22 protein-coding genes are annotated in these 23,653 nt (G+C 71.5%); 14 read left to right on the forward strand and 8 right to left on the reverse strand.

All coding sequences use genetic code 11. The annotated features are described in order from the left end of the window. Positions 1 to 30: 30 nt before the first annotated feature. Positions 31 to 924 (reverse strand): LysR family transcriptional regulator, encoded by an 894-nt coding sequence (locus BLW76_RS13585; protein ID WP_244170156.1) that lies wholly within the window; start codon positions 922 to 924, stop codon positions 31 to 33. Further along, a complete protein-coding gene (locus BLW76_RS13590; protein WP_091306903.1) occupies positions 924 to 2,177 on the reverse strand; it encodes a cytochrome P450 in 1,254 nt (417 codons plus the stop codon). The genes BLW76_RS13585 and BLW76_RS13590 overlap by 1 nt, the downstream gene beginning before the upstream one ends. Before the next feature lie 47 nt (positions 2,178 to 2,224). On the opposite strand from BLW76_RS13590, the gene BLW76_RS13595 reads away from it, so the two are divergent. Both BLW76_RS13595 and BLW76_RS13600 read left to right on the forward strand, forming a co-directional pair. Next, entirely contained in the window at positions 2,225 to 2,953 is a 729-nt protein-coding gene (locus tag BLW76_RS13595) for an alpha/beta fold hydrolase (RefSeq protein WP_091306906.1), read from the forward strand. 89 nt (positions 2,954 to 3,042) lie between these two features. Further along, the gene (locus BLW76_RS13600; protein WP_244170157.1) at positions 3,043 to 6,438 is read left to right on the forward strand and encodes a tetratricopeptide repeat protein; all 3,396 of its coding nucleotides are present in this window, start codon (positions 3,043 to 3,045) and stop codon (positions 6,436 to 6,438) included. A gap of 82 nt (positions 6,439 to 6,520) precedes the next feature. On the opposite strand, the gene BLW76_RS13605 is transcribed toward BLW76_RS13600, so the two are convergent. Further along, the gene (locus BLW76_RS13605) at positions 6,521 to 7,303 is read right to left on the reverse strand and encodes a methyltransferase (protein WP_091306911.1); all 783 of its coding nucleotides are present in this window, start codon (positions 7,301 to 7,303) and stop codon (positions 6,521 to 6,523) included. Positions 7,304 to 7,331: 28 nt separating this feature from the next. On the opposite strand from BLW76_RS13605, the gene pdxR reads away from it, so the two are divergent. The 3 genes from pdxR to BLW76_RS13620 all read left to right on the forward strand — a co-directional run bounded on the left by pdxR (position 7,332) and on the right by BLW76_RS13620 (position 11,503). Next, positions 7,332 to 8,786, forward strand: a complete 1,455-nt coding sequence (gene pdxR, locus BLW76_RS13610; RefSeq protein WP_091306913.1) for a MocR-like pyridoxine biosynthesis transcription factor PdxR — start codon at positions 7,332 to 7,334, stop codon at positions 8,784 to 8,786. A gap of 114 nt (positions 8,787 to 8,900) precedes the next feature. Beyond that, positions 8,901 to 10,670: an MFS transporter gene (locus BLW76_RS13615; protein ID WP_091306915.1), complete on the forward strand. Its 1,770-nt coding sequence runs from the start codon at positions 8,901 to 8,903 to the stop codon at positions 10,668 to 10,670. A 26-nt stretch (positions 10,671 to 10,696) separates the two neighbouring features. After that, the gene (locus BLW76_RS13620) at positions 10,697 to 11,503 is read left to right on the forward strand and encodes a DUF6881 domain-containing protein (RefSeq protein ID WP_143060619.1); all 807 of its coding nucleotides are present in this window, start codon (positions 10,697 to 10,699) and stop codon (positions 11,501 to 11,503) included. A 15-nt stretch (positions 11,504 to 11,518) separates the two neighbouring features. Here BLW76_RS13620 and BLW76_RS13625 read toward each other — a convergent pair whose 3' ends face one another. Then, positions 11,519 to 12,607 carry an acyltransferase family protein gene (locus tag BLW76_RS13625; protein ID WP_091319368.1) on the reverse strand — a complete coding sequence of 363 codons (1,089 nt, stop codon included), beginning with the start codon at positions 12,605 to 12,607 and terminating at the stop codon, positions 11,519 to 11,521. A gap of 189 nt (positions 12,608 to 12,796) precedes the next feature. Between BLW76_RS13625 and BLW76_RS13630 the strand changes: the two genes are divergently transcribed. Continuing rightward, positions 12,797 to 13,294 (forward strand): SUKH-4 family immunity protein, encoded by a 498-nt coding sequence (locus tag BLW76_RS13630; RefSeq protein ID WP_167384596.1) that lies wholly within the window; start codon positions 12,797 to 12,799, stop codon positions 13,292 to 13,294. Positions 13,295 to 13,321: 27 nt separating this feature from the next. On the opposite strand, the gene BLW76_RS13635 is transcribed toward BLW76_RS13630, so the two are convergent. Both BLW76_RS13635 and BLW76_RS13640 read right to left on the reverse strand, forming a co-directional pair. After that, positions 13,322 to 13,981: a peptidylprolyl isomerase gene (locus BLW76_RS13635; RefSeq protein WP_091306922.1), complete on the reverse strand. Its 660-nt coding sequence runs from the start codon at positions 13,979 to 13,981 to the stop codon at positions 13,322 to 13,324. 25 nt (positions 13,982 to 14,006) lie between these two features. Next, positions 14,007 to 14,264 (reverse strand): DUF2631 domain-containing protein, encoded by a 258-nt coding sequence (locus tag BLW76_RS13640; RefSeq protein ID WP_091306924.1) that lies wholly within the window; start codon positions 14,262 to 14,264, stop codon positions 14,007 to 14,009. A gap of 195 nt (positions 14,265 to 14,459) precedes the next feature. Here BLW76_RS13640 and dxr point away from each other — a divergent pair, with 195 nt between their 5' ends. The 3 genes from dxr (at position 14,460) to ispG (ending at position 18,158) form a co-directional block, all read left to right on the forward strand. Beyond that, entirely contained in the window at positions 14,460 to 15,662 is a 1,203-nt protein-coding gene (gene dxr / locus BLW76_RS13645) for a 1-deoxy-D-xylulose-5-phosphate reductoisomerase (protein ID WP_091306926.1), read from the forward strand. A 3-nt stretch (positions 15,663 to 15,665) separates the two neighbouring features. Further along, positions 15,666 to 16,892, forward strand: a complete 1,227-nt coding sequence (locus tag BLW76_RS13650) for a M50 family metallopeptidase (protein ID WP_091306929.1) — start codon at positions 15,666 to 15,668, stop codon at positions 16,890 to 16,892. Between the two features lie 114 nt (positions 16,893 to 17,006). Continuing rightward, positions 17,007 to 18,158, forward strand: a complete 1,152-nt coding sequence (ispG, locus tag BLW76_RS13655; RefSeq protein WP_167384597.1) for a flavodoxin-dependent (E)-4-hydroxy-3-methylbut-2-enyl-diphosphate synthase — start codon at positions 17,007 to 17,009, stop codon at positions 18,156 to 18,158. Positions 18,159 to 18,211: 53 nt separating this feature from the next. On the opposite strand, the gene BLW76_RS13660 is transcribed toward ispG, so the two are convergent. Further along, on the reverse strand, positions 18,212 to 18,466 hold the full coding sequence (locus BLW76_RS13660) for a hypothetical protein (protein WP_003057586.1): 255 nt from the start codon (positions 18,464 to 18,466) through the stop codon (positions 18,212 to 18,214). A gap of 83 nt (positions 18,467 to 18,549) precedes the next feature. Between BLW76_RS13660 and BLW76_RS13665 the strand changes: the two genes are divergently transcribed. Continuing rightward, positions 18,550 to 19,344, forward strand: a complete 795-nt coding sequence (locus BLW76_RS13665) for a helix-turn-helix domain-containing protein (protein ID WP_208613285.1) — start codon at positions 18,550 to 18,552, stop codon at positions 19,342 to 19,344. Positions 19,345 to 19,348: 4 nt separating this feature from the next. Next, on the forward strand, positions 19,349 to 19,741 hold the full coding sequence (locus tag BLW76_RS13670; RefSeq protein WP_091306933.1) for a VOC family protein: 393 nt from the start codon (positions 19,349 to 19,351) through the stop codon (positions 19,739 to 19,741). Positions 19,742 to 19,753: 12 nt separating this feature from the next. Here BLW76_RS13670 and BLW76_RS13675 read toward each other — a convergent pair whose 3' ends face one another. Further along, entirely contained in the window at positions 19,754 to 19,960 is a 207-nt protein-coding gene (locus BLW76_RS13675; protein ID WP_091306935.1) for a DUF4177 domain-containing protein, read from the reverse strand. Between the two features lie 99 nt (positions 19,961 to 20,059). Between BLW76_RS13675 and BLW76_RS13680 the strand changes: the two genes are divergently transcribed. The 3 genes from BLW76_RS13680 (at position 20,060) to map (ending at position 23,652) form a co-directional block, all read left to right on the forward strand. Continuing rightward, on the forward strand, positions 20,060 to 20,914 hold the full coding sequence (locus BLW76_RS13680; RefSeq protein WP_091306938.1) for a GNAT family N-acetyltransferase: 855 nt from the start codon (positions 20,060 to 20,062) through the stop codon (positions 20,912 to 20,914). A gap of 62 nt (positions 20,915 to 20,976) precedes the next feature. Beyond that, complete coding sequence (locus tag BLW76_RS13685) at positions 20,977 to 22,770, forward strand: penicillin-binding transpeptidase domain-containing protein (RefSeq protein WP_208613286.1); 1,794 nt, start codon at positions 20,977 to 20,979, stop codon at positions 22,768 to 22,770. A 24-nt stretch (positions 22,771 to 22,794) separates the two neighbouring features. Continuing rightward, complete coding sequence (gene map, locus BLW76_RS13690; RefSeq protein ID WP_091306941.1) at positions 22,795 to 23,652, forward strand: type I methionyl aminopeptidase; 858 nt, start codon at positions 22,795 to 22,797, stop codon at positions 23,650 to 23,652. Position 23,653 lies beyond the last annotated feature (1 nt).

Here is a 23,653-nt window from a genome sequence, read left to right on the forward strand (position 1 = left end):
GAAGACTTCCGGATCCGCGTTCGGCCCTCCTTATACCTCCGATCCGTTCCGCCGATGGTCTTCCAGCGCCGCGACGAACTCCGCGACGTCACGCCGGTGCGACGTCGCCGGCCAGACGGCCCAGGTCCGCCGGACGATCGGGGTGCCGGCCAGCGGCACCCACCGGACCGTGTCCGGCAGCGGGTACGGCCACTCCGGCGGTGCGAAGGCGTACGCCCCGCCCGCGCTGACCGCCGGGATCTTCAGCTCGACGATCAGCCGCTGCTCCTCCGGGACCTCCGGGCCGACGTCGAGACCGTGGCTGCGCAGGATCGCGGCCAGCTCGTCGTACCAGGCCGGGCTGCCCGCGCGCGGGAAGGCGAACCACTCCAGGCCGGCCAGGTCCTCCAGCCGGACCGGCGAGCCCAGCTTCTCGGCCAGGTCCGCGGCGAGCAGGACGCCGACGTCCTCGGTCACCACGAGGACGGCGTCCAGGTCGGGGCCGGCCGGGCGCTCCCGGACCAGCCCGACGTCCAGTTCGCCGGCCCGCAGCGCGGCCACCTGCGCCACGGACGACAGGTGCCGTGCCTGCACCCGCGTGTCCGGCAGCCGCGCGAGCGCCGACGGCAGCAGGTCGGGTGGCAGTTCCAGGGGGACGCCGACGCGCAGCACGCCGCTGCCGGTCGCGGTGTGCCGGGCCATCGCGGCGAGCGCCTGGTCGTGGCGGGCCAGCACGGCGCGGGCCTCGCCGAGCAGCGTCGCCCCGGCGTCGGTGACCTGGACGCCGGTGCTGGTGCGCACCAGCAGCCGGACGCCGAGCCGCCGTTCGAGGGCCGTGATCGTCTGCGACAGCGCCGGCTGGCTCACGTGCAGCTGCCGTGCCGCCTTCGACATCGCGCCCGCCTCGACGACCGCGACGAACGCCTTCAGCTCCCGGATCTCCATCAGGCCGCCCACCGGACTGGCAGTGACTTGAGGCCGTTCTGGAAGTTCGACCGCAGCCGCACGGGAGTGCCCGCCAGGGAAACCTGGCCGAGCAGGTCGAGCACCGCCTCGAACATGGCCCGCAGCTGCACCCGCGCGAGGTGGGCGCCGAGGCAGAAGTGCGGGCCGTGGCCGAAGGTCAGGTGGTCGTTCGGCGTCCGGCCGACGTCGAAGCTGTCCGGCGAAGGGAACACGGCCGGATCCCGGTTGGCTGAAGAGAACCAGACCACCACCTTGTCACCGGCCCGGATGTCCACATCGGACAGCCGGACGTCGGAAGCGGCCGTGCGCCGGAAGTGCATCACCGGCGTCCACCAGCGCAACATCTCTTCGACGGCGGACGGCAGCAGCGACCGGTCGTCGAGGAGCCGCCGGTATTGCTCGGGGTGGGACAGCAGCGCGAGCAGCCCACCGGGCAGGCCGTTGCGCAGCGTTTCGTTACCGGCCACGGAAAACAGCCAGAACAGGTTCTCGAACTCGGCGAGCGAGACGCGCCCGCCGTCGTCGCCGACTTGCCGCATCAGGTTGCTCATGACGTCGTCACCCGGATGCGCACGCTTGTACTCGCCCAACGCGTTCGCGTACGCGTAGAGATCCGGCATGCCCGCGCGGGTCCGCGGGTCCGGCATCGACCCGTCCGGCCCCGGCGCCGGGCGGACGGCGAGCGCGGAGCGGGCGAGCTCGCTCACCTCGGTGACGGAAACCGTCGAACTGACCGCGTATTCGGCGTCCTGGTAGCCGATCACGCGGTTGCTCCAGTCGTACATCAGCCGCCGATCCTCCTCCGGCACGCCGAACACCCCGGCCAGGGTGCGCAGCGGCAGGTCGGCGGCCACCTGCGCGAAATCGCACCGGCCATCGGAGGCGACCTCCGCAACCAGGTCCCGCGCCCAGCTCTCGATCTGTGACGTCAGCTTCGCGATCGCGCGCGGAGTGAACGCCTTCGTGAGCAACCCGCGCAGCCTGCCGTGCTCCGGCGGGTCCATGTTCAGCATCATCCGCCGCACGTACGCGAGGTCCGCCGCGTCGCGGATCTGCGTCCCGCCGAGCTGGGACGAGAACACTCCCGGGTCACGCAGCACCCGCCGGACCTCGGCGTGGCCCAGCACGGCCCAGAAGTCGTCGACGCGCACCACCGGGCCGGCGCGCCGCAGCCGCGCCAGCTCCTCGTACGGGACACCGCGCACGTAGGTGTCCGGATCGGTGATCGTCACGGGGCCGACCCTAGCCGCGGCCACCGACAATTTGGGAGGCTGCGCTGATGGACACGCTCAACATGCGCATCGGCGGCAAGGGCGAACCGGCCGTCCTCCTCCTGCACGGCCTCGGCGCGACCGGCGCCGTCTGGAACCACTTCGCCGTCCTGCTGGACCGGCGCGTCCTCGTGCCCGACCTGCCCGGGCACGGCCCGTCCGCGCCGCTGCCGCACTACAGCTTCCGGACGCTGGCCGAGGCGGTCGCGCGGGCGCTGCCGGACGGCGGGCCGCTGATCGTCGCGGGTCATTCACTCGGCGGGGTGCTCGCGCTGGAACTGGCGTCCGACCGGTTCGACGTCGAGGTCGCCGGCGTGCTGGCGCTCGGGGTGAAGGTCGAGTGGAGCCAGGACGACCTGAACCGCGCGGCCTCCTTCGCGGCCCGGCCACCCCGGGTGTTCGCGACGCAGGAGGAGGCCGACCAGGCCTACCTGAAGGTGTCCGGGCTGCTCGGGATCGCGCCGGCCGACCCGGCCGGGCTTCGCGAGACCGAGGGAGGTTGGCGCCTCGCGATGGACCCGGCCGCGTTCGGCCTCGGCGCACCGGACATGCCGGCCCTGCTGGCCGGGGCGCGCTGCCCGGTCGTGCTCGCCGCGGGGGAGAACGACCCGATGAGCCGTCCGGAGCAGCTGCGGGCGCTCGATCCCGGCGCCGTCACGCTCGCCGGTCTCGGGCACAACGCCCACGTCGAGGACCCGGCCGCCGTGCGGGCCCTGCTCAAGCGCTTCGGCGTGTGAAAGTCCGGGTGCAGCCGTCGTACCCCATGCGACGGCTGCTCCGCGAACCCCTCGCCACCACCGGACGCGGAAAAGCCTAGGAAAGCGCGGTGGACGAGCGCCTGTACCCGGGCTCGCCGCCGCCGTCACCGTCCGTACCTGCGGAAACGGTTATCTTCGCCGATCGGTGGTACATCTCGGGCGGCACGATCGTGATGCTGGAGAGGTACGTTCCGCTCGGGACGCAGGAGAGGACGCCTGTGGACGAAGGCCTGTCGTTCGCCGGATGGCTGCGTGACCGGCGTGTGCTCGCCGGCCTCACCCAGGCCCAGCTCGCCGAGCGTGCGGGACTGAGCCTGCGCGCGGTGCGCAACGCCGAGCTCGGCAGCGTCCGGCGACCCCGTCCGGAGACGGCCCGCAAGCTGCGGGAGGCCCTCGCCGAAGCCCCGCCGGAACCCGTGCGGATCGGCGTGCTGGGCCCGCTGACGGTGGCGCGGGGCGAGGAGGAAGTGGAGATCGGCGCGGAGAAGCAGCGCCTGCTCCTGGCGATGCTGGCCCTGCAGCCGAACCGGACCGTCCGGCGCGAGGACCTCGTCGACGTCATCTGGGACGAACCGCCGCCGTCGTGCCTGGAGCTGCTCCACACCTACGTGGCGCGGCTGCGGCGGGCGCTGCGGCCCGCCGACCTCATCGCCACGGACAAGGGCGGCTACCGGCTCGCGGCCGGCGAGGACGAGCTCGACCTGCTGCGTTTCGAAGCCCTCCTCGCGCAGGACGCGCTGAAGGAAGCGCTCGGGCTCTGGCGCGGCCCGGCGCTCGCCGACGTCGAACGGCTGCGCCAGCACCCGGCCCGGCTCGCGCTGGCGATGCGGCGCGCCAAGGCGGTCATGGCCTACGCCGAGGTCGCCCATCCCGAGGACGCGGCGGTGCAGCTGCGGGTGCTGACCGCCGAGGAACCGCTGAACGAGTCCGCGCACGCTCAGCTGATGCGGGCGCTCGCCGCGTCCGGGCGGCAGGCCGCCGCGCTGGACGTCTTCGACGAGGTGCGCCGGCGGCTGGCCGGGGAACTGGGCCTGGAACCGGGCCCCGAGCTGCGGGCGGCCCAGCGGCAGGTGCTGCGGCAGGACTTCGCCGCCCCGGAGCCGCCGGCCCGGGTGCCCACGCAGCTGCCCGCCGACGTCCCCGGCTTCCGCGGCCGCGCCGCCCAGCTGGCCGAGCTGGACGCGCTGCTGCGCCGCGACGAAGGCGACACGAGCGCGCGCATCGCCGTCCTCTCCGGCACCGGCGGGGTCGGCAAGACCGCACTGGCCGTCCATTGGGCGCAGCGCTCGCCAGGGGAGTTCCCGGACGGCCAGCTCTACCTGGACCTGCACGGCTACGGCGCGGTCCGGCCGGTCGACCCGGGCGACGCGCTGTCGGGATTCCTGCGTGCCCTCGGCGTCCCCGGCGCGGACATCCCCGCCGAGCCGGACGAGCGCGCCGCCAAGTTCCGCACCGCGCTCACCGGGCGGCGGATGCTCCTGGTGCTGGACAACGCGAACGCCGTCGGGCAGGTCCGCCCGCTGCTGCCCGGCTCGCCGACCTGCCTGGTCCTGGTGACCAGCCGGGACGCCCTCCCCGGGCTGGTCGCCCGCCACGGCGCCCGGCGCGTGCTCGTCGACCTGCTCACCGACGCCGAAGCCCGCGACCTGCTGCGCGCGCTGCTCGGGCCGCGCGTCGACGGCGAACCCGAGGCCACCGCGGCCCTGATCGGGTACGCCGCCCGGCTGCCGCTGGCCCTGCGGCTGGTCGCGGAGCTGGCACTGAGCCGGCCGGGGGAGCGGCTGGCCGCGCTCGCAGCGGAACTCGCCGACGAACGGCGGCGGCTCGACCTGCTCGACGGCGGCGGCGACCCGCTGACCGCGGTCCGCGCCGTGTTCTCCTGGTCGTACCGCCACCTCGCGCCCGACGCCGCCCGCGTGTTCCGGCTCTGCGGCCTGCACCCGGGCCGCGACCTGACGCCGCCGGCGCTGGCCGCGCTCGCGGGCGTCCCCCTGCCGGAGGCCGAACGGCTGGCCGGCGCCCTGGTGCGCGCCCACCTCGTGCAGCAGACCGGCGACGACCGCGTCCAGCTGCACGACCTGCTGCGCGTCTACGCCGCCGAGCTCGCGGCCGCCGATACCGCCGAGAGCCGGGAGGCGCAGCGGCGGCTGTTCGACTTCTACGTCTCCTCGGCCGGGCAGGCCATGGACGTCGTCCTGCCGCACGAACGGCACCTGCGGCCGCGCGTGCCCGACCCGGACGTCAAGGTGATCGACGCGCAGGCGTGGCTCGAGGCCGAGCGCCGCAACCTGCTGGCGGTCGCGGCGCACGCCACCCGGCACGGCTGGCCCGACCACCTGCGGCTGCTGTCCGGGATCCTGTGGCACTACCTCGACGTCGGCGGCTACCACGAGGAAGCGCTGGTGCTGCACACGCACGCGTCGGCGCTGGCGCACGACACCGGCGACCGGGTGGCCGAAGCCGAGCCGCTCATCCTGATCGCGCTGGGCCACTGGCGCGTCGGCCGGTCGCCGGAAGCACTGCGGTACCTGGAGGAGGCGCTCGTCCTGGCCCGGGAGACCGGCGACTGGCGCACCGAGCTCCACGCCGTCAACACCCTCGGGCTCGTGTGCCGCGCCCTGGGCCGGTTCGCCGACGGGATCCGGTATTCGACGGAGGCACTGGAGCTGGCGAGGAAGACGGGCGACCGTACCAGCGAAGGCCTGGTCCTGGTCGTGCTCGGCTGTTCCTGCCGCGGCATCGGCCGCTACGGCGAAGCGCTCGGACACCTCGAAGAGGCGCTGGCACTGGCACGGGACATCGCCGACCGCACGAGCGAGGGCTACGCGCTGGTCAACCTGGGCGACACGCTGTCGGCGCTCGGCCGCCACGACGAAGCTGTCCAGGCCCTGGAAGAGGGATTGGCGCACCTGCGGGCGATGGGTGTCCGGGTGAGCGAGGGGTACGCGCTGGGCATCCTCGGCGACGTCGAACACGCGCGCGGCCGGTACGCCGAAGCCGCGGCGCACCTGGCACGGGCGCTGGAAATCGCGCAGGAGACCGGAAGCCCGCCCAACCGCAGCGTCTCGTTGAAGCACCTGGGCGACGTGCGGCTGGCGGAAGGCCGGCACCCGGAAGCGGCCCAGCACCTCGAAGAGGCGCTGAGCCTGGCCCGCGAATGCGGCGACCGCGGCGTGGAATCCCGCGTGCTCAACAGCCTGGGCAGCCTCTCCGCCGCTCGCGGCGCCACTTCGGAGGCGCTGCGCTACCACCGCGAAGCGCTGGCCGTGGCGAAGGAAACGGGCTGCCGTCCGGAACAGGGCCGCGCCCACTGCGGGCTCGGCGAAGTCCACAGTGGACTCGGTGACGCGGAACCCGCGCGCTCGCACTGGGAGCGCGCGCTCGCCTGTTACGCCGAGGAAGGCGTGCCCGGCGCGATCCGGGTCCGGAACCACCTGATGGCCTTGGAACGCGTCTCGCGGTGATCGGGTTCGCGGGTGGCCAGGTCGTGTTCGAGCCGCTGGAGGTCGCGGTCGACGACGTCGGTGCTGCCGGCGAGCCGGGGCCTCACGGCCTGCTCCCGGTGGCCTTGAAGAACGTGTAGTGGAAGGTGCCGTCTGCGCGGGTGGTCCGGTGCAGGTCCGCGACGCCGTGCTCCCAGCGGTCCCGCGTGATCAGCCCGCGGGCGACGGCGGTTTCGCCGACCCCTTCGACCATCGCGGTGAAGGTGTCGCGGGTGAACCCGGTGACCAGGTCGGGCCGGGACGCGTCGGCGTAGACGGTCCGCGGTTCGACGGCGACGTCGCCGAACCCGGCTCCGGTCAGCAGCGGGTGGAGGCGCCGTCCGATGAGCGCGTCGCCGCCCGCGTCGGCCTGGAGCCGGACGAGGCAGTCGATCGCGGCCTGGGCGGGCCGGCTGCGCGGGTGGAAGAACGCCGACCCGTGGTCGCCCTCGATCACCGTGATCGTGCCACCGGGCCGCAGCAGGGTCTTCAGGTGCGCGAGGGCTTTCTCCGGCTCCGGCAGGTGTTCCAGGACGAAGCAGACGAAGACGTGGTCGTACTCGCCGTCGAGGTCGAACAGGTCGGCCCGCCGGAAGTCGACGCCGGGCACGCGTTCCCGGGCCTGGGCGAGGGACGCTGCTTCGACGTCGACCGCCGTCAGGTGCGCGCCCGGGCTGCGGGCGGCGAGGTGGACGGTCTGGGCGCCGACGCCGCAGCCTGCCTCGAGCACGCGGCTGCCGGCGGGGTAGGCCGTCCCGGCGTGCAGGAGGTCGGCGAGGGCGTCGGCCTGGTCGCCGAGGCGGCGGGCCTCGGGTTCGGTGTACCCGTGCACGTAAGCGGTGTCCATGAGGCCAGCGTGCTGCCACAATGGTCCGATGGACAGAGCCAAAACGACGTCCTCCGAGGGGTCCATAGGCTCGGACTTCCTCCAGCTGGACGTCCGTGAGGCACCGCCGGGCGGGCTCGCGGACTGGCTCGCCGGGCAGCTGCGCGCCGCGGTCGCCGACGGCAGGCTTCCGGTCGGCGGCCGGCTGCCCGCGTCCCGGGTGCTGGCCGCCGAGCTGCGGGTGTCGCGCGGAGTGGTCACCGAGGCCTACCAGCGGCTGATCGACGACGGCCACGCCGAGGGTCGCGGCCGGGCGGGGACGGTCGTCGTCGCCGCGCCCGTGCTGCCGCCGTCGCCGTCGCCCACGCGGTTTTCCGCGTCCCGGGTGATCACGCCCTTGCCCGGTGCGGAGGTCTTCGACGCGGTCCGCGCGGTCCCGGCCCGGATCGACCTCACGCCGGGCGTCCCGGACCTGACGGCGTTCCCGCGGGCGGCGTGGCTGCGGGCGGAGCGGGCGGTGCTGGACGAGCTGGAGCCGTCCCACTTCGGCTACGGCGACCCGCGCGGCGCGCCGTCGATGCGGCTGGCGGTGTCGCGCTGGCTGGCGCGCAACCGCGGGATCCGCGTGGACCCGGGCGAGATCATCGTGGTGGCGGGGGTCGCGCAGGCGTTGACGCTGGTCGGCGAGGTGCTGCGGCAGCACGGCGTGCGTTCGGTGGCCGTCGAGGACCCGGGGTCGCTGGGTGCCCGCCAGCACCTGCACCACTGCGGCCTGGCGACGCCGCCGGTGCCGGTGGACGACGACGGCCTGGTGGTCTCGTCGCTGGCGGCCCCGGCGGTGCTGCTGACGCCGGCCCACCAGTTCCCGACGGGCGTGGTCCTGGGCGGCTCGCGGCGCCGGGAGCTGCTGCGCTGGGCGGCGGCCGGCGGCATCGTCATCGAGGACGACTACGACGCCGAGCACCGCTACGACCGGGCGCCGGTGCCCGCGGTGCGGTCGATGCTGCCGGAGGTGTGCTACACGGGCAGTGTGTCGAAGCTGCTGGCGCCGGCGTTGCGGGTGGGCTGGCTGCTGGCGCCGCCGCGGTTCTTCCCGGATCTCGTGGCGGCCAAGCGGTTCGCCGACCTGGGGAACCCGGTGCTGGCCCAGCTGGTGCTGGCGCGCCTGATGGAGACCGGCGAGCTGGAGCGGCAGCTGCGGGTGGTCCGGGGGCGGCACCGGCGTCGCCGGGACGCGATGATCCGGGCGCTGGCTTCGGCGTTGCCTTCCGCCGTCGTCCACGGCGCGGCGGCGGGGTTGCACCTGACGGTGACCTTCGAGGGCGAGGTGGACGACGTCGCGGTGGCGGCGGCCGCGCTGGCGGAGGGGGTGAAGGTCCAGCCCCTGTCGTGGCACCGGCAGCTGCCGGGACGTCCGGGGCTGGTGCTCGGGTACGCGGCGCGGACGGTGTCCGAGATCGAGGAGGGCGTGGCGGTACTGGGCGCCCTGGTAAAGAGTCCCTAAAGGACAGTCAAGCGGCTGTGATCATGCTCTCCCATGCATTTCGCGCTGTTGGTTGCCATACGCAAGCAAGTTGCTTAGCCTAGCTAAGGGACTGGCGAGCAGAAGGGTTGCACAGTGGCGGAACGCCGGACGTATTCGATCGCGGAACTGGGGCCGCGGTACAAGTGGATCGCGCTGTCCAACACGACGCTGGGCATGCTGATCGCCACGATCAACTCCTCGATCGTGCTGATCGCGCTGCCCGACATCTTCAAGGGCATCGGCATCAACCCCCTGGAACCGGCCAACACGAGCTACCTGCTGTGGATGATCATGGGCTTCCTCGTGGTCACCGCGGTGCTGGTGGTGAGCTTCGGCAGGCTCGGCGACATGTACGGCCGCGCGAGGATGTACAACCTCGGCTTCGCGGTGTTCACGGTGTCGTCGATCATGCTGGCCATCACGTGGTTCGACGGCGACGCGGCCGCGTTGTGGCTGATCGGCTGGCGGATCGTGCAGGGCGTCGGCGGCGCCTTCCTGATGGCGAACTCGTCGGCGATCCTCACCGACGCCTTCCCGGCCAACCAGCGCGGCCTCGCGCTCGGCATGAACGGCGTCGCGGCGATCGCGGGTTCGTTCCTCGGCCTGGTCGTCGGCGGCGTGCTCGCGCCGGTCGACTGGAACCTGATCTTCCTGGTGTCGGTGCCGTTCGGCGTGATCGGCACGGTCTGGGCGTACCTCAAGCTGCACGACACCGGCGTCCGCAAGCACGCCCGGATGGACTGGTGGGGCAACATCACCTTCGCCGTCGGCCTGATCGCGGTGCTGATCGGCATCACCTACGGCATCCAGCCGTACGGCTCGTCCCCGACCGGCTGGGGCAGCCCGTTCGTGCTGAGCTGCCTGATCGGCGGGATCGCGGTGCTGGTCGCGTTCGTGATCATCGAGTCGAAGGTGGACAACCCGCTGTTCCGCATGTCCCTGTTCCGGATCCGCTCGTTCACCTGGGGCAACATCGCCAACCTGACGGCGTCCCTCGGCCGCGGCGGGCTGCAGTTCATCCTGATCATCTGGCTGCAGGGCATCTGGCTGCCCCAGCACGGCTACACGTTCGAGCAGACCCCGTTGTGGGCGGGCATCTACATGCTCCCGATGACGATCGGCTTCCTGGTGTCGGCACCGGCGTCGGGCGTCCTGTCCGACCGCATCGGCAGCCGCCTCCTTGCCTCCGGCGGCCTGTTCATCACCGCGGTGACGTTCCTGCTGCTGATCCTCCTGCCGGTGAACTTCGACTATTGGGCGTTCGCGGCGATCCTGCTGCTCAACGGAATCGGCATGGGCATGTTCGCCTCTCCGAACCGTGCCGAGGTGATGAACAGCCTCCCGGCCGACGCGCGCGGTTCCGGCGCGGGCATGATGACGACGTTCCAGAACGCGGCAATGGTCCTGTCGATCGGGTTCTTCTTCAGCTTGATCATCGCGGGCCTGTCGTCGAGCCTCCCGTCGACGATGAGCGCGGGCCTGATCGAGCACGGCGTCCCGGCCTCCTCGGCGGCGCAGATCGCCGACCTCCCGGCGGTGGCGGTGCTGTTCGCGGCATTCCTGGGCTACAACCCGATCCAGCAGTTGCTGGGTGGTCAGCTGTCGTCCCTGCCACCGGACCAGGCATCGTTCCTGACGGGCCGGAGTTTCTTCCCGAACCTGATTTCGGGCCCGTTCCAGTCGGGCTTGGCGGTGGCGTTCGGCTTCGCGATCGTGGTGTGCCTGATCGGCGCGGTGGCATCGTTGCTGACAAAGAACACCCGCCCGGCGGATGGCGAATCGGTGGGGGAGGAGCTGGCCGCGGTGGCCGGGGAGTCGAGTGGCGGGCCGAGCGAATTGGTGTCGCCGTCGAGGGAACGCTGACGGTAGTTTCGGAAGCCGGGTGCCGGGTGCCGGGTGGCACCCGGCTTTTCCGTTGGAGGGCTCGTGACAACCGCAGCGATCCTCGACGACGCGCTCGCCGCGGTACGTCGGGCGGCGAAGTGACGCACCTTCGAGTCGGCTGGCACCACGACGTGTCCGGCGATCCGGTCCTGCTCTACAGCGAACTGGACGCCGCTCGTCACGAGATTCGCAAGGTCGAGGTCTACCGTGACGGCCGAGGCGACCGTGCCGGCCCGGGCGAGGCGACCGGCTCGACGAGACTGGGCTCCGAGCCGGTCCCCGAGTCGGCGGAAATCGCGGCCCAACCGGAATTCACTCCCGAGCCGATCTCCGCGGAGGTCTTCGAAACGGCCTGGCGAGCCGCCGGGATGAACGCCCTCGCCACGCAATTCACCGCAAGCTTCGAGGAGCGATGCGGCTACCGGCCGGACGTGAACCGGGTGGTGCTGGCCACCGCGCCCGCGAAAGGCTTTTCCGGCGAGCTGGCCGTGCTGTACGACGTGGTCCGCGAGGTTTCGCTTCCGGACGTGGGAAACGGGTACTTCATCCACGCCCCGGAGATGGTCCTGCTCGGCATCCAAGGCGATTCGCCGACCCGGCTCATCGGAACGGTCGAGGACAGCATCGTCGTGTTCGGTTCGGACGGTGGTGGAGGTTTGTTTGCGCTGAGCATGAGCGGCCGTGGCGTCTACCGGCTGGCGGACGGCTCGTTCTTCGCACGCGGCGCACCGTACGACGGTGGCGACGTCACGGTCGTCGCCCCGGACATCGGGCGGTTCCTGGACTTCCTGGGTGCCGAGCTCGCCGGTTGAGGGGTACCGGCTTCGTCAGACTGTGGCGAGCGCGGGCTCGGCCGCCGGGTTGGCCTTCTTCGCCCGGCGACGGGCGATGATCCGGCGTCCGGCGTCGATCATCGGCACCTCGACCCAGCGGTAGAGGAGATCGGCGGCCAGCAGTGCGACGATCGCCACGGCGACAGCGGTGAGCGTGCCGCGCGTCGCGAACCGGGGGATGGCACCGGCGACTGCCATCGAGGCGACCGCTTGGACGAGGTAAAGCGAGTACGACCGCTCCCCGACGAAGCGCATCGGCCGCAGCGACAAGGTCCATGCCAGCGGTCCGCGTCCCGTGACCAGCGATGGCACCAGCAAGGCGACGAGCAGGACGTATCCGGTGCCGGTGATCGAGCCGCCGTCGTCGTGCAGGAAAGCGGTGATCTCCTTGAACATGATCTGAACCGTGACCAGCGTGGCGGCGACCAGCAGGCCGACGGCCGGACGGGTGAACACCCGGAGTGCGGCGAAGCCTTTGCCGTGGTGCAGCACGATGGCCAGCGTGCAGCCGATGAGGATCGGCGAGTAAGCGCCCGCGTACTGCACGAAGGGGATCAGGGCGAGCATGACGGCGACGAGGCCGACGGAGAGGCTGAGGCGCTTGACGAAGCTGAGCGCGCCGAGGCCGAATGCCAGCAGCGGCCACACGAGGTAGAACTTCTGCTCGACGCCGAGCGTCCAGGAGTGCCCGTACAACGGCATGAAGTGGTACTCGCCGAGAAAAACGACGTTCCACGGCAGCGTGGCCACGATGCCGCTTTGCCGCAAGCCCATGCCACGGAAGTAAGCGAAGACGACGACCACGCCCATCACGACGTAGTAGACGGGAAGGATGCGAAAGGCGCGGCGGATGTAGAAGTCGGTCAGGGAGAGCCGGCCGTTGCGGGCCTCTTCCCGCAGCGCCAGTGTGGTGATCAGGTAGCCGGAGAGCACGAAGAACAGGTGCACGCCGATCCAGCCGTTGGTCCTCGTCCAGGTGGGGCCGCCGTAGTGGAAGACAACCACGAGCAAGGCGGCGACGGCGCGCACGCCGTCGAGGGCCGGGAATCTTCGCGTCGCCAGGTATTCGTCGTGCGTCATCATCGCCTGGTCCCCCACGAAGCTCAGCGGCTGAACCTGCACAATGTAGTCGGGCGATCCGGGCATACCGCCTGGGGGCGAAGGTTCGGAGCACGCGTCGGTGCGCGATGTGACTCGGCGTTACCGTTCAATCGGGGTGACCGAATAAAGGTGGGCGGCAGGATGAGCGTGTGTCGACAGCGCTTGGGGCAAATGCTGCTGCTGCCTCTTGATCGCCTGGTTCTGGCATCGGACCAGGTATTGCCCGGGCCGGGGCAGATCCAGGAGTGGAGCATGTCGGACGGCGATCGTGCTGCGCTGACCCGGTGGGGGCTTCCGGTCGTCGACGAATGCCGTATGTGCGGCGATGTCCAGGTTGGTACTGCGCCGGCCATCACGGCTGGAGGCCGGCCACTGTACGGCCTGGGGCTGCTGGCAGGCTTGGAGGTCGGTGCGGAGCCGGCGACCGGCGCAGTGTGGGGTGTTTCCGGTATGTCTGAAGTCCCGGACTCGTTCGTCAACTCTTCGGTGGCGAACTTCGTCGAATCAGCTTGGCGCTGGTACTGGGCGTGGCAGGAGATCAAGCCGCTGCGGCACAGCATCGAGCAATACGATCTTCTCGACGACTTCCTCGCGTTCGTGGTGCGGCTCGACGTGGCGACCGAGCAAGCCGAGATTTCGTTCTGGCGAGAGTACGTCGAGTCGTGGTAGCCGCTGACGGCAAAGGCTACGGGCGACCTACCAGCCGACCGTGGCTCGCTGGATCTTCACCGGCTTCGCCGGCGCCCCGTCCAGCGGCCCGTTCGGATCCGTCGGAATGATCCCGTCCTCGACCATCCGGTCAAGAGCTGACATCCCCCGAACCACTCGCCCCATCACCGAGTAGTTCGCCGGGATGTTCGCGAACGAGTGGACGATGAAGAACTCCGACCCATTGGTCCCCGGCCCCTGGTTCCCCATCGCGATCGTCCCGCGCGGGTACGTCTCGGAACCCGAAACCTCATCCGGGAACCGATACCCCGGCCCGCCCTTCTCCACCTCGTAAATGTCCCCACACTGAAGAACACCAAGACGAGCGGAGTTGGACAAACGCCAGCACTGCGACCGGTCATAGAACCGCTGCAGAACCAGCGAAACCATGTTGTGCACGGCACAAGGCGCAGCCCCACCGCGATCCAGCCGCACGGTCACCGGCCCGTAGTTGAACCGGAACGTCACATCGACAGTCCCGCGCGTCAACGCGAAGGGCAAAGGACGCACCACCGGCCGCGCAGCCGGGTTGTCCGGAGTGGGCGTGAACTCACACCGGACCAGCGGCACCGACGCCGAGGCCGGTGCCGGAGCCGCCACCAGGGCACCCAAAACGGACAGAACAGCAAGTCCCCAGCGCAGCTTCATGCCGGGGACGTTAGCGAAAAACCGACTACTTGCGCCAGGCTGTGCGCTGCTTGCGGATGTCCAGCACCAGCAGCAGCACGAGGAACGCCGACAGGCCGACGAGCCACACGTTCTCGGTGTTGTTCTCGTGGTTGCCCTTGATCATCACCAGCAGGATGATCGCGCTGACCCAGCCGGCGATGCGGGTGGCCTTCGGGAACGAGCCGTGCCAGCCCCAGGCCGCGGACGGCTCGTCGCGCGGGTCGACCTCGGGCCGCCTCTTCTCGACCGCCTTGCCTGCCACGATGAACTCCTCAAACCCCGTGAACCTCGGACCCGCCGATGATCCCACACCTCCGGGTGCGCCGCGGAGACGCCCCGAGTGGTGGCGGCCACGCGGGAGGGCCCCCGAACCGGGCCGGCCGCGGGGAGGAGCGCCCGGCGGCCGAGGGAGCCTCCGGGTGCGCCGCGGAGACGCCCCGCGCGACAATGACCGGCGATGACTACCTCGCGAAGCGTTCTCGTGCTCGGCTCGACCGGGTCCATCGGTGTGCAGGCCCTCGACGTCGCCGCGCGCAACCCGCACCTCTTCCGGGTGGCCGGGATCGCCGCCGGTGGGGCCGATCCGGCCGCGCTCGCCGCGCAGGCCATCGCCCACGGGGTCGAGGCCGTCGCCGTGACCAAGGCCACGGCCGCCGAAGACGTGCAGCTCGCGCTGTACGCCGAGGCGCAGAAGCGCGGGTACGCCCGTGGCGAGTTCAAGCTCCCGCGGCTCTTCGCCGGCTCCGACGCCGTCACCGAACTGATCGACTCGGTAAAAACGGACACCGTTCTCAACGCCCTCCCGGGCTCCCGCGGCCTCGAGCCGACGCTCAAGGCGCTCGCCACCGGCGCCACCCTCGCCCTGGCCAACAAGGAGTCGCTCATCGCCGGCGGGCCGCTGGTGCTCGCCGCCGCCAAGCCCGGGCAGCTCGTGCCCGTCGACTCCGAACACTCCGCCATCGCGCAGGCGCTGCGGGCCGGCAAGGAAAGCGAAGTCGCGCGGCTCGTCCTCACCGCGTCCGGCGGCCCGTTCCGCGGCCGCAAGCGCGCGGAGCTGGCCGGCGTCACCGTCGAGCAGGCGATGGCGCACCCCACCTGGTCCATGGGCCCGCTCATCACGATCAACTCCGCCACCCTGGTCAACAAGGGCCTCGAGCTGATCGAGGCGGCCCTGCTGTTCGACATCGCGCCGGAGCAGATCGACGTCACCGTGCACCCGCAGTCGATCGTGCACTCGATGGTGACCTTCACCGACGGCTCGACGATCGCCCAGGCCAGCCCGCCCGACATGCGGCTGCCGATCGCGCTCGCGCTGCACTGGCCCGACCGCGTTCCCGGCGCCGCCGCCGCCTGCACCTGGGACACCGCCGCGACCTGGAGCTTCGAGCCGCTGGACGACGAGGCCTTCCCCGCCGTCGAGCTCGCCCGGCACTGCGGGAGCGCGGGCGGCTGCCTGCCCGCGATCTACAACGCCGCGAACGAAGAGCTCGTGGCCGCCTTCCTCGCGCAGAACACCAGCTTCACGTCGATAGTGGACACTGTTTCCGAGGTGGTGGGAGCCGCCGACGAATGGCGTCGCGAACCACGCGACGTCGAGGACGTTCTCGCGGCCGAGCGGTGGGCTCGTGCGCGGGCCGGTTCGATCATCGAGGGGAAGTAGCGGGTGCTCGCCTACATCATCGGGGTGGTGCTCTTCGCGCTGGGGATCTGTGTCTCCGTCGCACTGCACGAAGCCGGTCACATGCTCACCGCGAAGGCCTTCGGCATGAAGGTCCGCCGGTACTTCGTGGGCTTCGGGCCCACGGTGTTCTCCTGGCGCCGCGGCGAGACCGAGTACGGCCTGAAGTGGATCCCGCTCGGCGGGTTCTGCGACATCGCCGGCATGACCGCGCTCGACGAGGTGACCCCGGACGAGGCGCCGCGCGCGATGTGGCGGTTCAAGACCTGGAAGCGCACCGTCGTGATGTCGGCCGGGTCGATCACCCACTTCATCCTGGGTTTCCTGGTCCTGTACCTGATGGCCGTGACCATGGGGCTGCCGAACCTGGCGGCCTCCGAACCGGTCCAGCCCGTGCTGGCCTCGACCTCCTGCGCCGTCTCGACCACGACGAAGGCGCAGGCCGACGCCCAGGCCAACAACCCCACCTGCCCGCCGGGCGCGCTGACGCCGGCGAAGACGGCCGGGCTGCAGGCCGGCGACAAGGTGCTCGCGGTCGGCGGGAAGCCGGTCGCGACCTGGGCGGAGATGCTCACCGCCGTGCAGGCCACCAGCGGCCGGACGGTGTTCGAGGTGCAGCGCGGCAACCAGCAGCTGTGGCTCGTCGTCGACGTGCCGAAGGTCGAACGCTGGTCCGCGAACGGGACCAAGGAAGTCGGCATGATCGGCGCCTCGCCCCAGCCGCCGTCGTTGACCACGCAGTACGGCCCGGTCGCCGCGGTCGGCGCCACGGTCAGCTTCACCGGCACGATGTTCGCGGAGACGGCCCAGCGGCTCATCGAGTTCCCCGAGCGCATCCCCGCCGTCGTCACCGCGATCTTCGGCGGCGAGCGCGACCCGAACACGCCGGTCAGCGTCGTCGGCGCGAGCCGGATCGGCGGCGAGGCCGTCGAGCAGGGCATCTGGGTGCTGTTCTTCTTCCTGCTGGCCAGCCTGAACTTCTTCATCGGCGTGTTCAACCTGCTGCTGCCGCTCGACGGCGGGCACATCGCGGTCGTCTGGTACGAGCGCGTCCGCGACTGGATCCGGGCCCGGCGGGGCAAGGCGGCCGCCGGTCCCGTCGACTACACGAAGCTGTCCGGCATCACGATGGTGCTCGTGCTGATCGGTGGCGCGGTGACCCTACTCACGGTGACGGCCGACATCGTCAACCCGATCCGGATCGGCCCGTAGCTCTCACGGAGGGGTGGCGGCCCGTTCGCGGCCGCTCACCCTCGCCGTAATGCTGCTCACCGTGACGGTTGACATGGTGAAGGTGGCCCAGTAGGGGTAGGTACGCTGGAAGCCGTGACCGTCGCACTCGGTATGCCAGCCCTGCCCCCGCCCGTTCTCTCCGAGCGCCGCAAGACCCGCCAGCTCCAGGTGGGCCCGGTCGGTGTCGGCAGCGACCACCCGATCTCCGTCCAGTCGATGACGACGACGCTCACCTCTGACGTCAACGCCACGCTGCAGCAGATCGCCGAGCTGACCGCCGCGGGCTGCGACATCGTCCGCGTGGCGTGCCCGTCGGCCGACGACGCCGAGGCCCTGCCCGCGATCGCGCGCAAGTCGCAGATCCCGGTGATCGCCGACATCCACTTCCAGCCGAAGTACGTCTTCGCGGCGATCGAGGCCGGCTGCGCGGCGGTGCGCGTCAACCCGGGCAACATCCGGAAGTTCGACGACCAGGTCAAGGAGATCGCGCAGGCCGCGAAGGACCACGGCACGCCGATCCGGATCGGCGTCAACGCCGGCTCGCTCGACAAGCGGATCATGGACAAGTACGGCAAGGCGACCCCCGAGGCGCTCGCGGAGTCGGCGCTGTGGGAGGCGTCGCTGTTCGCCGAGCACGACTTCCACGACATCAAGATCTCGGTGAAGCACAACGACCCGGTGGTCATGGTGCGCGCCTACGAGATCCTCGCCGAGCAGTGCGACTACCCGCTGCACCTCGGCGTCACCGAGGCCGGCCCGGCGTTCCAGGGCACGATCAAGTCGGCCGTCGCGTTCGGCGCGCTGCTGCGCCAGGGCATCGGCGACACGATCCGCGTCTCGCTGTCCGCGCCGCCGGTCGAAGAGGTCAAGGTCGGCATCCAGATCCTGCAGTCCCTGAACCTCAAGCAGCGCAAGCTGGAGATCGTCTCGTGCCCGTCGTGCGGGCGCGCGCAGGTCGACGTCTACACGCTCGCCGAGCAGGTCACCGCCGGGCTCGAGGGCATGGAGATCCCGCTGCGCGTGGCGGTCATGGGCTGCGTCGTGAACGGCCCCGGCGAAGCCCGCGAGGCCGACCTCGGCGTCGCGTCGGGCAACGGCAAGGGCCAGATCTTCGTCAAGGGCGAGGTCATCAAGACGGTGCCCGAGCACGCGATCGTCGAGACGCTCATCGAAGAGGCCATGCGCATCGCCGAAGAGGCGGGCGAGTCCTTGGGTGAGGGCGCGCCGGTGGTCACCGCCGGCTGAGTTCTTCCGCCGAAGCCCTCCGCACCCGGGTGGTGCGGAGGGCTTCGGCGTCTTCAGCCCTGGAGGTGGTGCTGGGCGGCGTCGCGGATCTGCAGGCGCACGTTCTCGAGCGCGGCCGCGACCTCGTCGATCTGCTGCGAGGCGAGCTGGATGGCGCCCTGGATCGCGGTCGCGGTGGACGTCTCCCCGAGCAGGCCGAGCACCTGCGCCTGGAGGTCTTCGAGGTCGCTCTTGGTGGCGAGCGCGATGCCGGTCGGCACCTGGTCGGCGAGCAGCTCCAGCTGCTGCGCCTGCTCCTGGATCGTCATCGGGTGGTTCCTTCCGCGGTGGGGACGCACCCTCCGTGTTATCAGACCCGAAACTGTCGGTGGTGACGTTTACCCTGGCATTCGTGACTGTGACCTGGGCAATCCGCGAGCCGCACCCGGTGGTGCGGCCCCTGGTCACGCGCTACGTCGGCTATGCCAACGACGAGGTCACGCTGGCCGTCCACCGCGGCCTGCCGTCCCGGCACGTGACGCTCGTCATCAGCCTCGCCGGGCCGGTGCGGATGGCCGGGCGGAGCCTCCAGGCGCTGGTCGGCGGGCTCCACACGCGCGCGGTGCTGATCCGGCAGGACAGCGCGCAGGAGGGGATCCAGCTCGAACTCGACCCGCTGGGCGTGCGCACGCTGTTCGGCGTCACGGCGGCGGAGCTGAGCGGCGAGGTGGCCGACCTCGCCGACTTCGGCCTCGGCTGGCTGCCGGAGAGGCTGCGAGAGCTGCCTTGGCGCGAGCGGTTCGCGCTGCTGGACGACGTCCTGGCCACCCGGGCCGTCGAGCCGGTGGTGCCGCCGCCCGAGCTGGGGGCGGCGTGGCGCCGGCTGCGCGGCGCCGGCGGCCAGGTGCGCGTCACGGATCTCGCCGAGGAGGTCGGCTGGAGCCGGCGGCACCTGGGCGAGCGGTTCCGCACGGAGCTGGGGCTGACGCCGAAGCAGGCGGCGCGGGTCCTGCGGTTCGAGCGGGCCGGCAGCCTGCTGCGGCAGGGCCGGACGGACCTGGCGGCGCTCGCGGCCGAGTGCGGGTTCTACGACCAGGCGCACCTCACCAACGAGTGGCGCGCGCTGGCGGGCTGCACGCCGGGCACGTGGATCGCCGAGGAGCTCCCGTTCCTCCAAGACCAGGAGACGGAGGTGGCGCGAAGCTGACGGCATGACTCCTGAACCGAACGTCTGGCCCGCTCTCCGGTACGACGACGCCCCGGCCGCGGTCCGGTTCCTCGTCGACGTCCTGGGCTTCACCGAAGCCTTGGTGGTGCCCGAGGGCGACCTGATCGCGCACGCCGAGCTGCGCTGGCCCGAGGGCGGCGCGGTGATGCTGGGCAGCGTCCGCCCGCCCGACGGCGTCCACGACGCCATGAAGCCGGGTGCGTCCGCGGTGTACGTCGTGTCGGACAAGGTCGACGAGGTCTACGCGCGGGTGAAGGACGCCGGCGCGGAGATCACGGCCGAGCTCACCGACACCGACTACGGCTCGCACACGTTCAGCCTCCGCGACCCGGAGGGCAACTCCTGGACGGTCGGCACCTACCGCGGCGCGGCCTGACCGGGCACCGGGCTACTGCACCGGCCGCTCGAAGGTGACCAGCAGGCCGTCGACCCCACCGGGGCCGACGCGCCCCTTCACTTCGGTGGCGGTGATCGCCTTGAGCTGCCACCCGTCGGCCGCGTGGTCGTTGAGCAGCTTCTCGAGCTTGGCGCCCGACATCTTGCCCCCGACCAGCTTTTCCCGGACCTCGACGACCTTGTACGTGTACCGCTGCATGCCTCCGATTCTGCCCGGGACGCCCGGCGCGGGTGTTCATCTCAGCGTGTCGACCGCCTCGCGTTCCGTTTACCGGCCGAATCTGGCACCCTGGAGCCCGTGTTGCGGCTTGCAGGTGCACGGCTGCTCGACGATCGGGACTATCCGGCGGTTCGTGCCGCGCTGGCCGCCGACCCGGTGGGCAGCTGCATGGTCAGTGCCCGGGTCGAGGCCGCGGGTCTCGACCCGTGGCGGCTCGGAGGCGAGCTCTGGGCCGCCGACAGCCGTCCGGTCCGGGCCGGACGGCTCCAAGGGCTGTGCTTCTCCGGGCCCAACCTCATCCCGCTGCGCGGCAACGCGCCCGCGTTGCGCTCCTTCGCCGATCGGGCACTGAGAAGGCAGCGCACCTGTTCCTCCCTCGTCGGCCCGGCCGAGCAGGTCCTCGGCCTGTGGGACGAGCTCGAAGGCGAGTGGGGCCCGGCCCGCGAAGTGCGGGACGACCAGCCGCTGATGGCCCTCGACAGCATGCCGCTCGTGGCTGCCGACCCGCTGGTCCGGCCGGTTCGCCCGGACGAGCTCGAGCGGTACCTGCCCGCGGCCGTCTCGATGTTCATCGAGGAGGTCGGCGTCGACCCGCGCAGCGGCGACGGCGGCGCCAGCTACCGCGCCCGGGTCACCGAGCTGATCGGGGCCGGCCGCGCGTTCGCCCGCTTCGAGGACGGCGAGGTCGTCTTCAAGGCCGAGATCGGCGCCATGTCGGCGACCGTCGGGCAGATCCAGGGTGTCTGGGTGCACCCCGAGCGAAGGGGCGACGGGCTGGGCACCGCCGGCACGGCCGCGGTGGTCAACCGGCTCGTCCGCGGCCTCGGCCGCACCGCCAGCCTCTACGTCAACGCCTTCAACACCCCGGCCCTCGCGGCCTACCGCAAGATCGGGTTCAAGCAGGTCGGCCAGTACGCGACGGTGCTGTTCTAACCACTCTTCCGTGGCGGTGTTTCGTCAGCCGCGACACCGCGCTGACCAGGCATCATCCGGCCATGAGTGCACGTCGACGTCGCGGTGCGCTCGCGGTGCTGCTGCTCGCCGCCGCGACCACGGCCGGGTGTTCGGGCGACAGTCCCGAGGACGCCCTCTCCGCCTTCCTGGACGCCGTCGCGTCCGGGGACGTCGCCGCCGCGGCGGCGAACACCGACTCGCCCGAAGCCGCGAAGACCGTCCTCGGCCAGGTCCGCGGCGTGCTCGAACCCGAGGGCCTCGACGTCGACGAGGAAGACGTCAAGCAGCCCGAAGGCGACGTCGTGACCGCCGGCTACCGGCTGACCTGGCACCTGCCGCACGGCCGCACCTGGTCCTACCGCGCCGACGCCCAGCTCCGGGCGGCCGAGAACGGCTGGCAGGTGCACTGGCAGCCGACGGTCGTGCACCCGCAGCTGGCCGTCGGCCAGACCCTGGGCATGCTGCCGCAGCTCCCGGAGACGGCGCCGGTCCTCGACCGCGACGGCGTGCCGCTGATGCGCCCGCAGACCGTGATCGGCGTGGTCGTCGACCCGCAGAAGACCGGCGACGCGAGTGCCGTCGCCGGCACCCTCGCCAAGGCGCTGCACCGCTACGAGCCGTCGGTCACCGGCCGGTCGGTGCTCGACGGGATGAACAAGACGAAGCCCGGTGACGCCTACCCGGTGATCACCCTGCGTGCCGGCGACTACCAGCGGGTCAAGCCGGCGATCTACGACCTGCCCGGCGTCCGCTTCGCCAGCCAGGAGCGGCTGCTGCCGGTGACCCGCGGGTCCGGGCAGCAGGTCCTGCCGGGCATCCGGGCGCTGGTCGAGCAGCAGCTGGCCGGGGCGGCCGGCTGGCGGATCGTCACCCGCGACGTCACCGGCGGCGAGGTGTCCGAGCTCAAGGCCGAGCCGCCGCGGCCCGCGCCCGCCGTCACCAGCACGCTCAGCGCGAAGCTGCAGGCCGCCGCCGAAAAGGCGCTCGAGACCGAGCCCTACCCAGCCGCGCTCGTCGCGATCCAGCCGTCGAGCGGGGACATCCTCGCCGTGGCGCAGAACGACGCCGCCGACGAGGAGGGCTCGCTGGCGCTGTCCGGACGCTATCCGCCGGGGTCGACGTTCAAGATCGTCACGGCCGCGGCCGCGCTGTCGGCGGACGAGGTCGACGCGGGCAGCGCGGTCGACTGCCCCGGGACGACGACGATCGACAACCGCGTCGTGCCGAACGAAGGCCGGTTCGACCTGGGCCGGGTGCCGCTGAAGACGGCGTTCGCGCGGTCCTGCAACACGACCTTCGCGCGGCTCGCCGCCGGCCTGCCGGGGCCGTCGCTCACCGACACCGCCCGCTCGTTCGGGCTCGGTGCCGACTTCGTCGTGCCGGGCCTGACCACGGTCACCGGGGACGTCCCGGCCAGCGACTCGGCCGTCCAGCGGGCGGAAAACGGCTTCGGCCAGGGCCGGGTGGTGGCCAGCCCGTTCGGCATGGCGCTGGTCGCGGCCACCGTCCAGGCCGGGAAGGTGCCGTCGCCGTCGATCGTCAAGGGCATGCCCGCGACCACCGAGAACGTCGGCGACCCGCCGTCGCAGGAGGTCCTCGACGCGCTGCGCCCGTTGATGCGGGAGGTTGTCACCGCGGGTACCGCGACCGGGCTGCGGGACATCCCCGACGTCGCGGGCAAGACCGGCACAGCCCAGTTCGGCGACGGCTCCCGCTCGCACGGCTGGTTCGTCGGCTACCGCGGCGACCTGGCGTTCGCCGTGCTGCTGACCGACGCGGGGTCGTCCAAACCGGCGGTGCAGGCCGCCCACCGGTTCCTGGCGGGGGTCGGCTGACCGGGCCGTCGTAAGGTGGGGGGCATGTCCGTTCGTGCCCCGCTCGTTCCCGGCGTCCAGACGCCGCGCCGTGACGTCCCCAGTTCCATCGCCCGTCCCGAGTACGTGGACAAGCCGGCGCCGAAGCGGGACACCGGCAACGGCGTGCGCACGCCCGAGGTGATCGAGAAGATGCGGGTCGCCGGCCGCATCGCGGCCCAGGCGCTGGAGGAGGGCGGCAAGGCCGTCAAGCCGGGCGCCACCACGGACGACATCGACAAGGTGGTGCACGAGTTCCTGCTCGACCACCACGCCTACCCCTCGACGCTGGGCTACCGCCGCTTCCCGAAGTCGTGCTGCACCTCGCTCAACGAGGTGATCTGCCACGGCATCCCGGACTCGACGGTGATCGAGGACGGCGACATCTGCAACATCGACGTCACCGCCTACATCGGCGGCGTCCACGGCGACACGAACGCGACCTTCCTGGCCGGCGACGTCTCCGAGGAGGCCCGCCTGCTGGTGGAGCGCACCCGCGAGGCGACGCTGCGGGCGATCAAGGCGGTCCGGCCGGGCCGTCAGCTGAACGTCATCGGCCGGGTGATCGAGTCCTACGCCAAGCGGTTCGGCTACGGCGTGGTCCGCGACTTCACCGGCCACGGCGTCGGCCCGGCGTTCCACACGCCGCCGACGATCCTGCACTACGAAGAGCCCTCCGTCGACACGATCATCGAGGAGGGCATGACCTTCACGATCGAGCCGATGATCACCCTGGGCACCATCGACTACGACATCTGGGCCGACGACTGGACCGTCACCACGAAGGACAAGAAGTGGACGGCCCAGTTCGAGCACACCCTCGTAGTGACGGCCGACGGCAGCGAGATCCTCACGTTGCCCTGAG

Origin of the sequence: Amycolatopsis tolypomycina (assembly GCF_900105945.1) — a bacterium.
Classification (GTDB): domain Bacteria; phylum Actinomycetota; class Actinomycetes; order Mycobacteriales; family Pseudonocardiaceae; genus Amycolatopsis; species Amycolatopsis tolypomycina.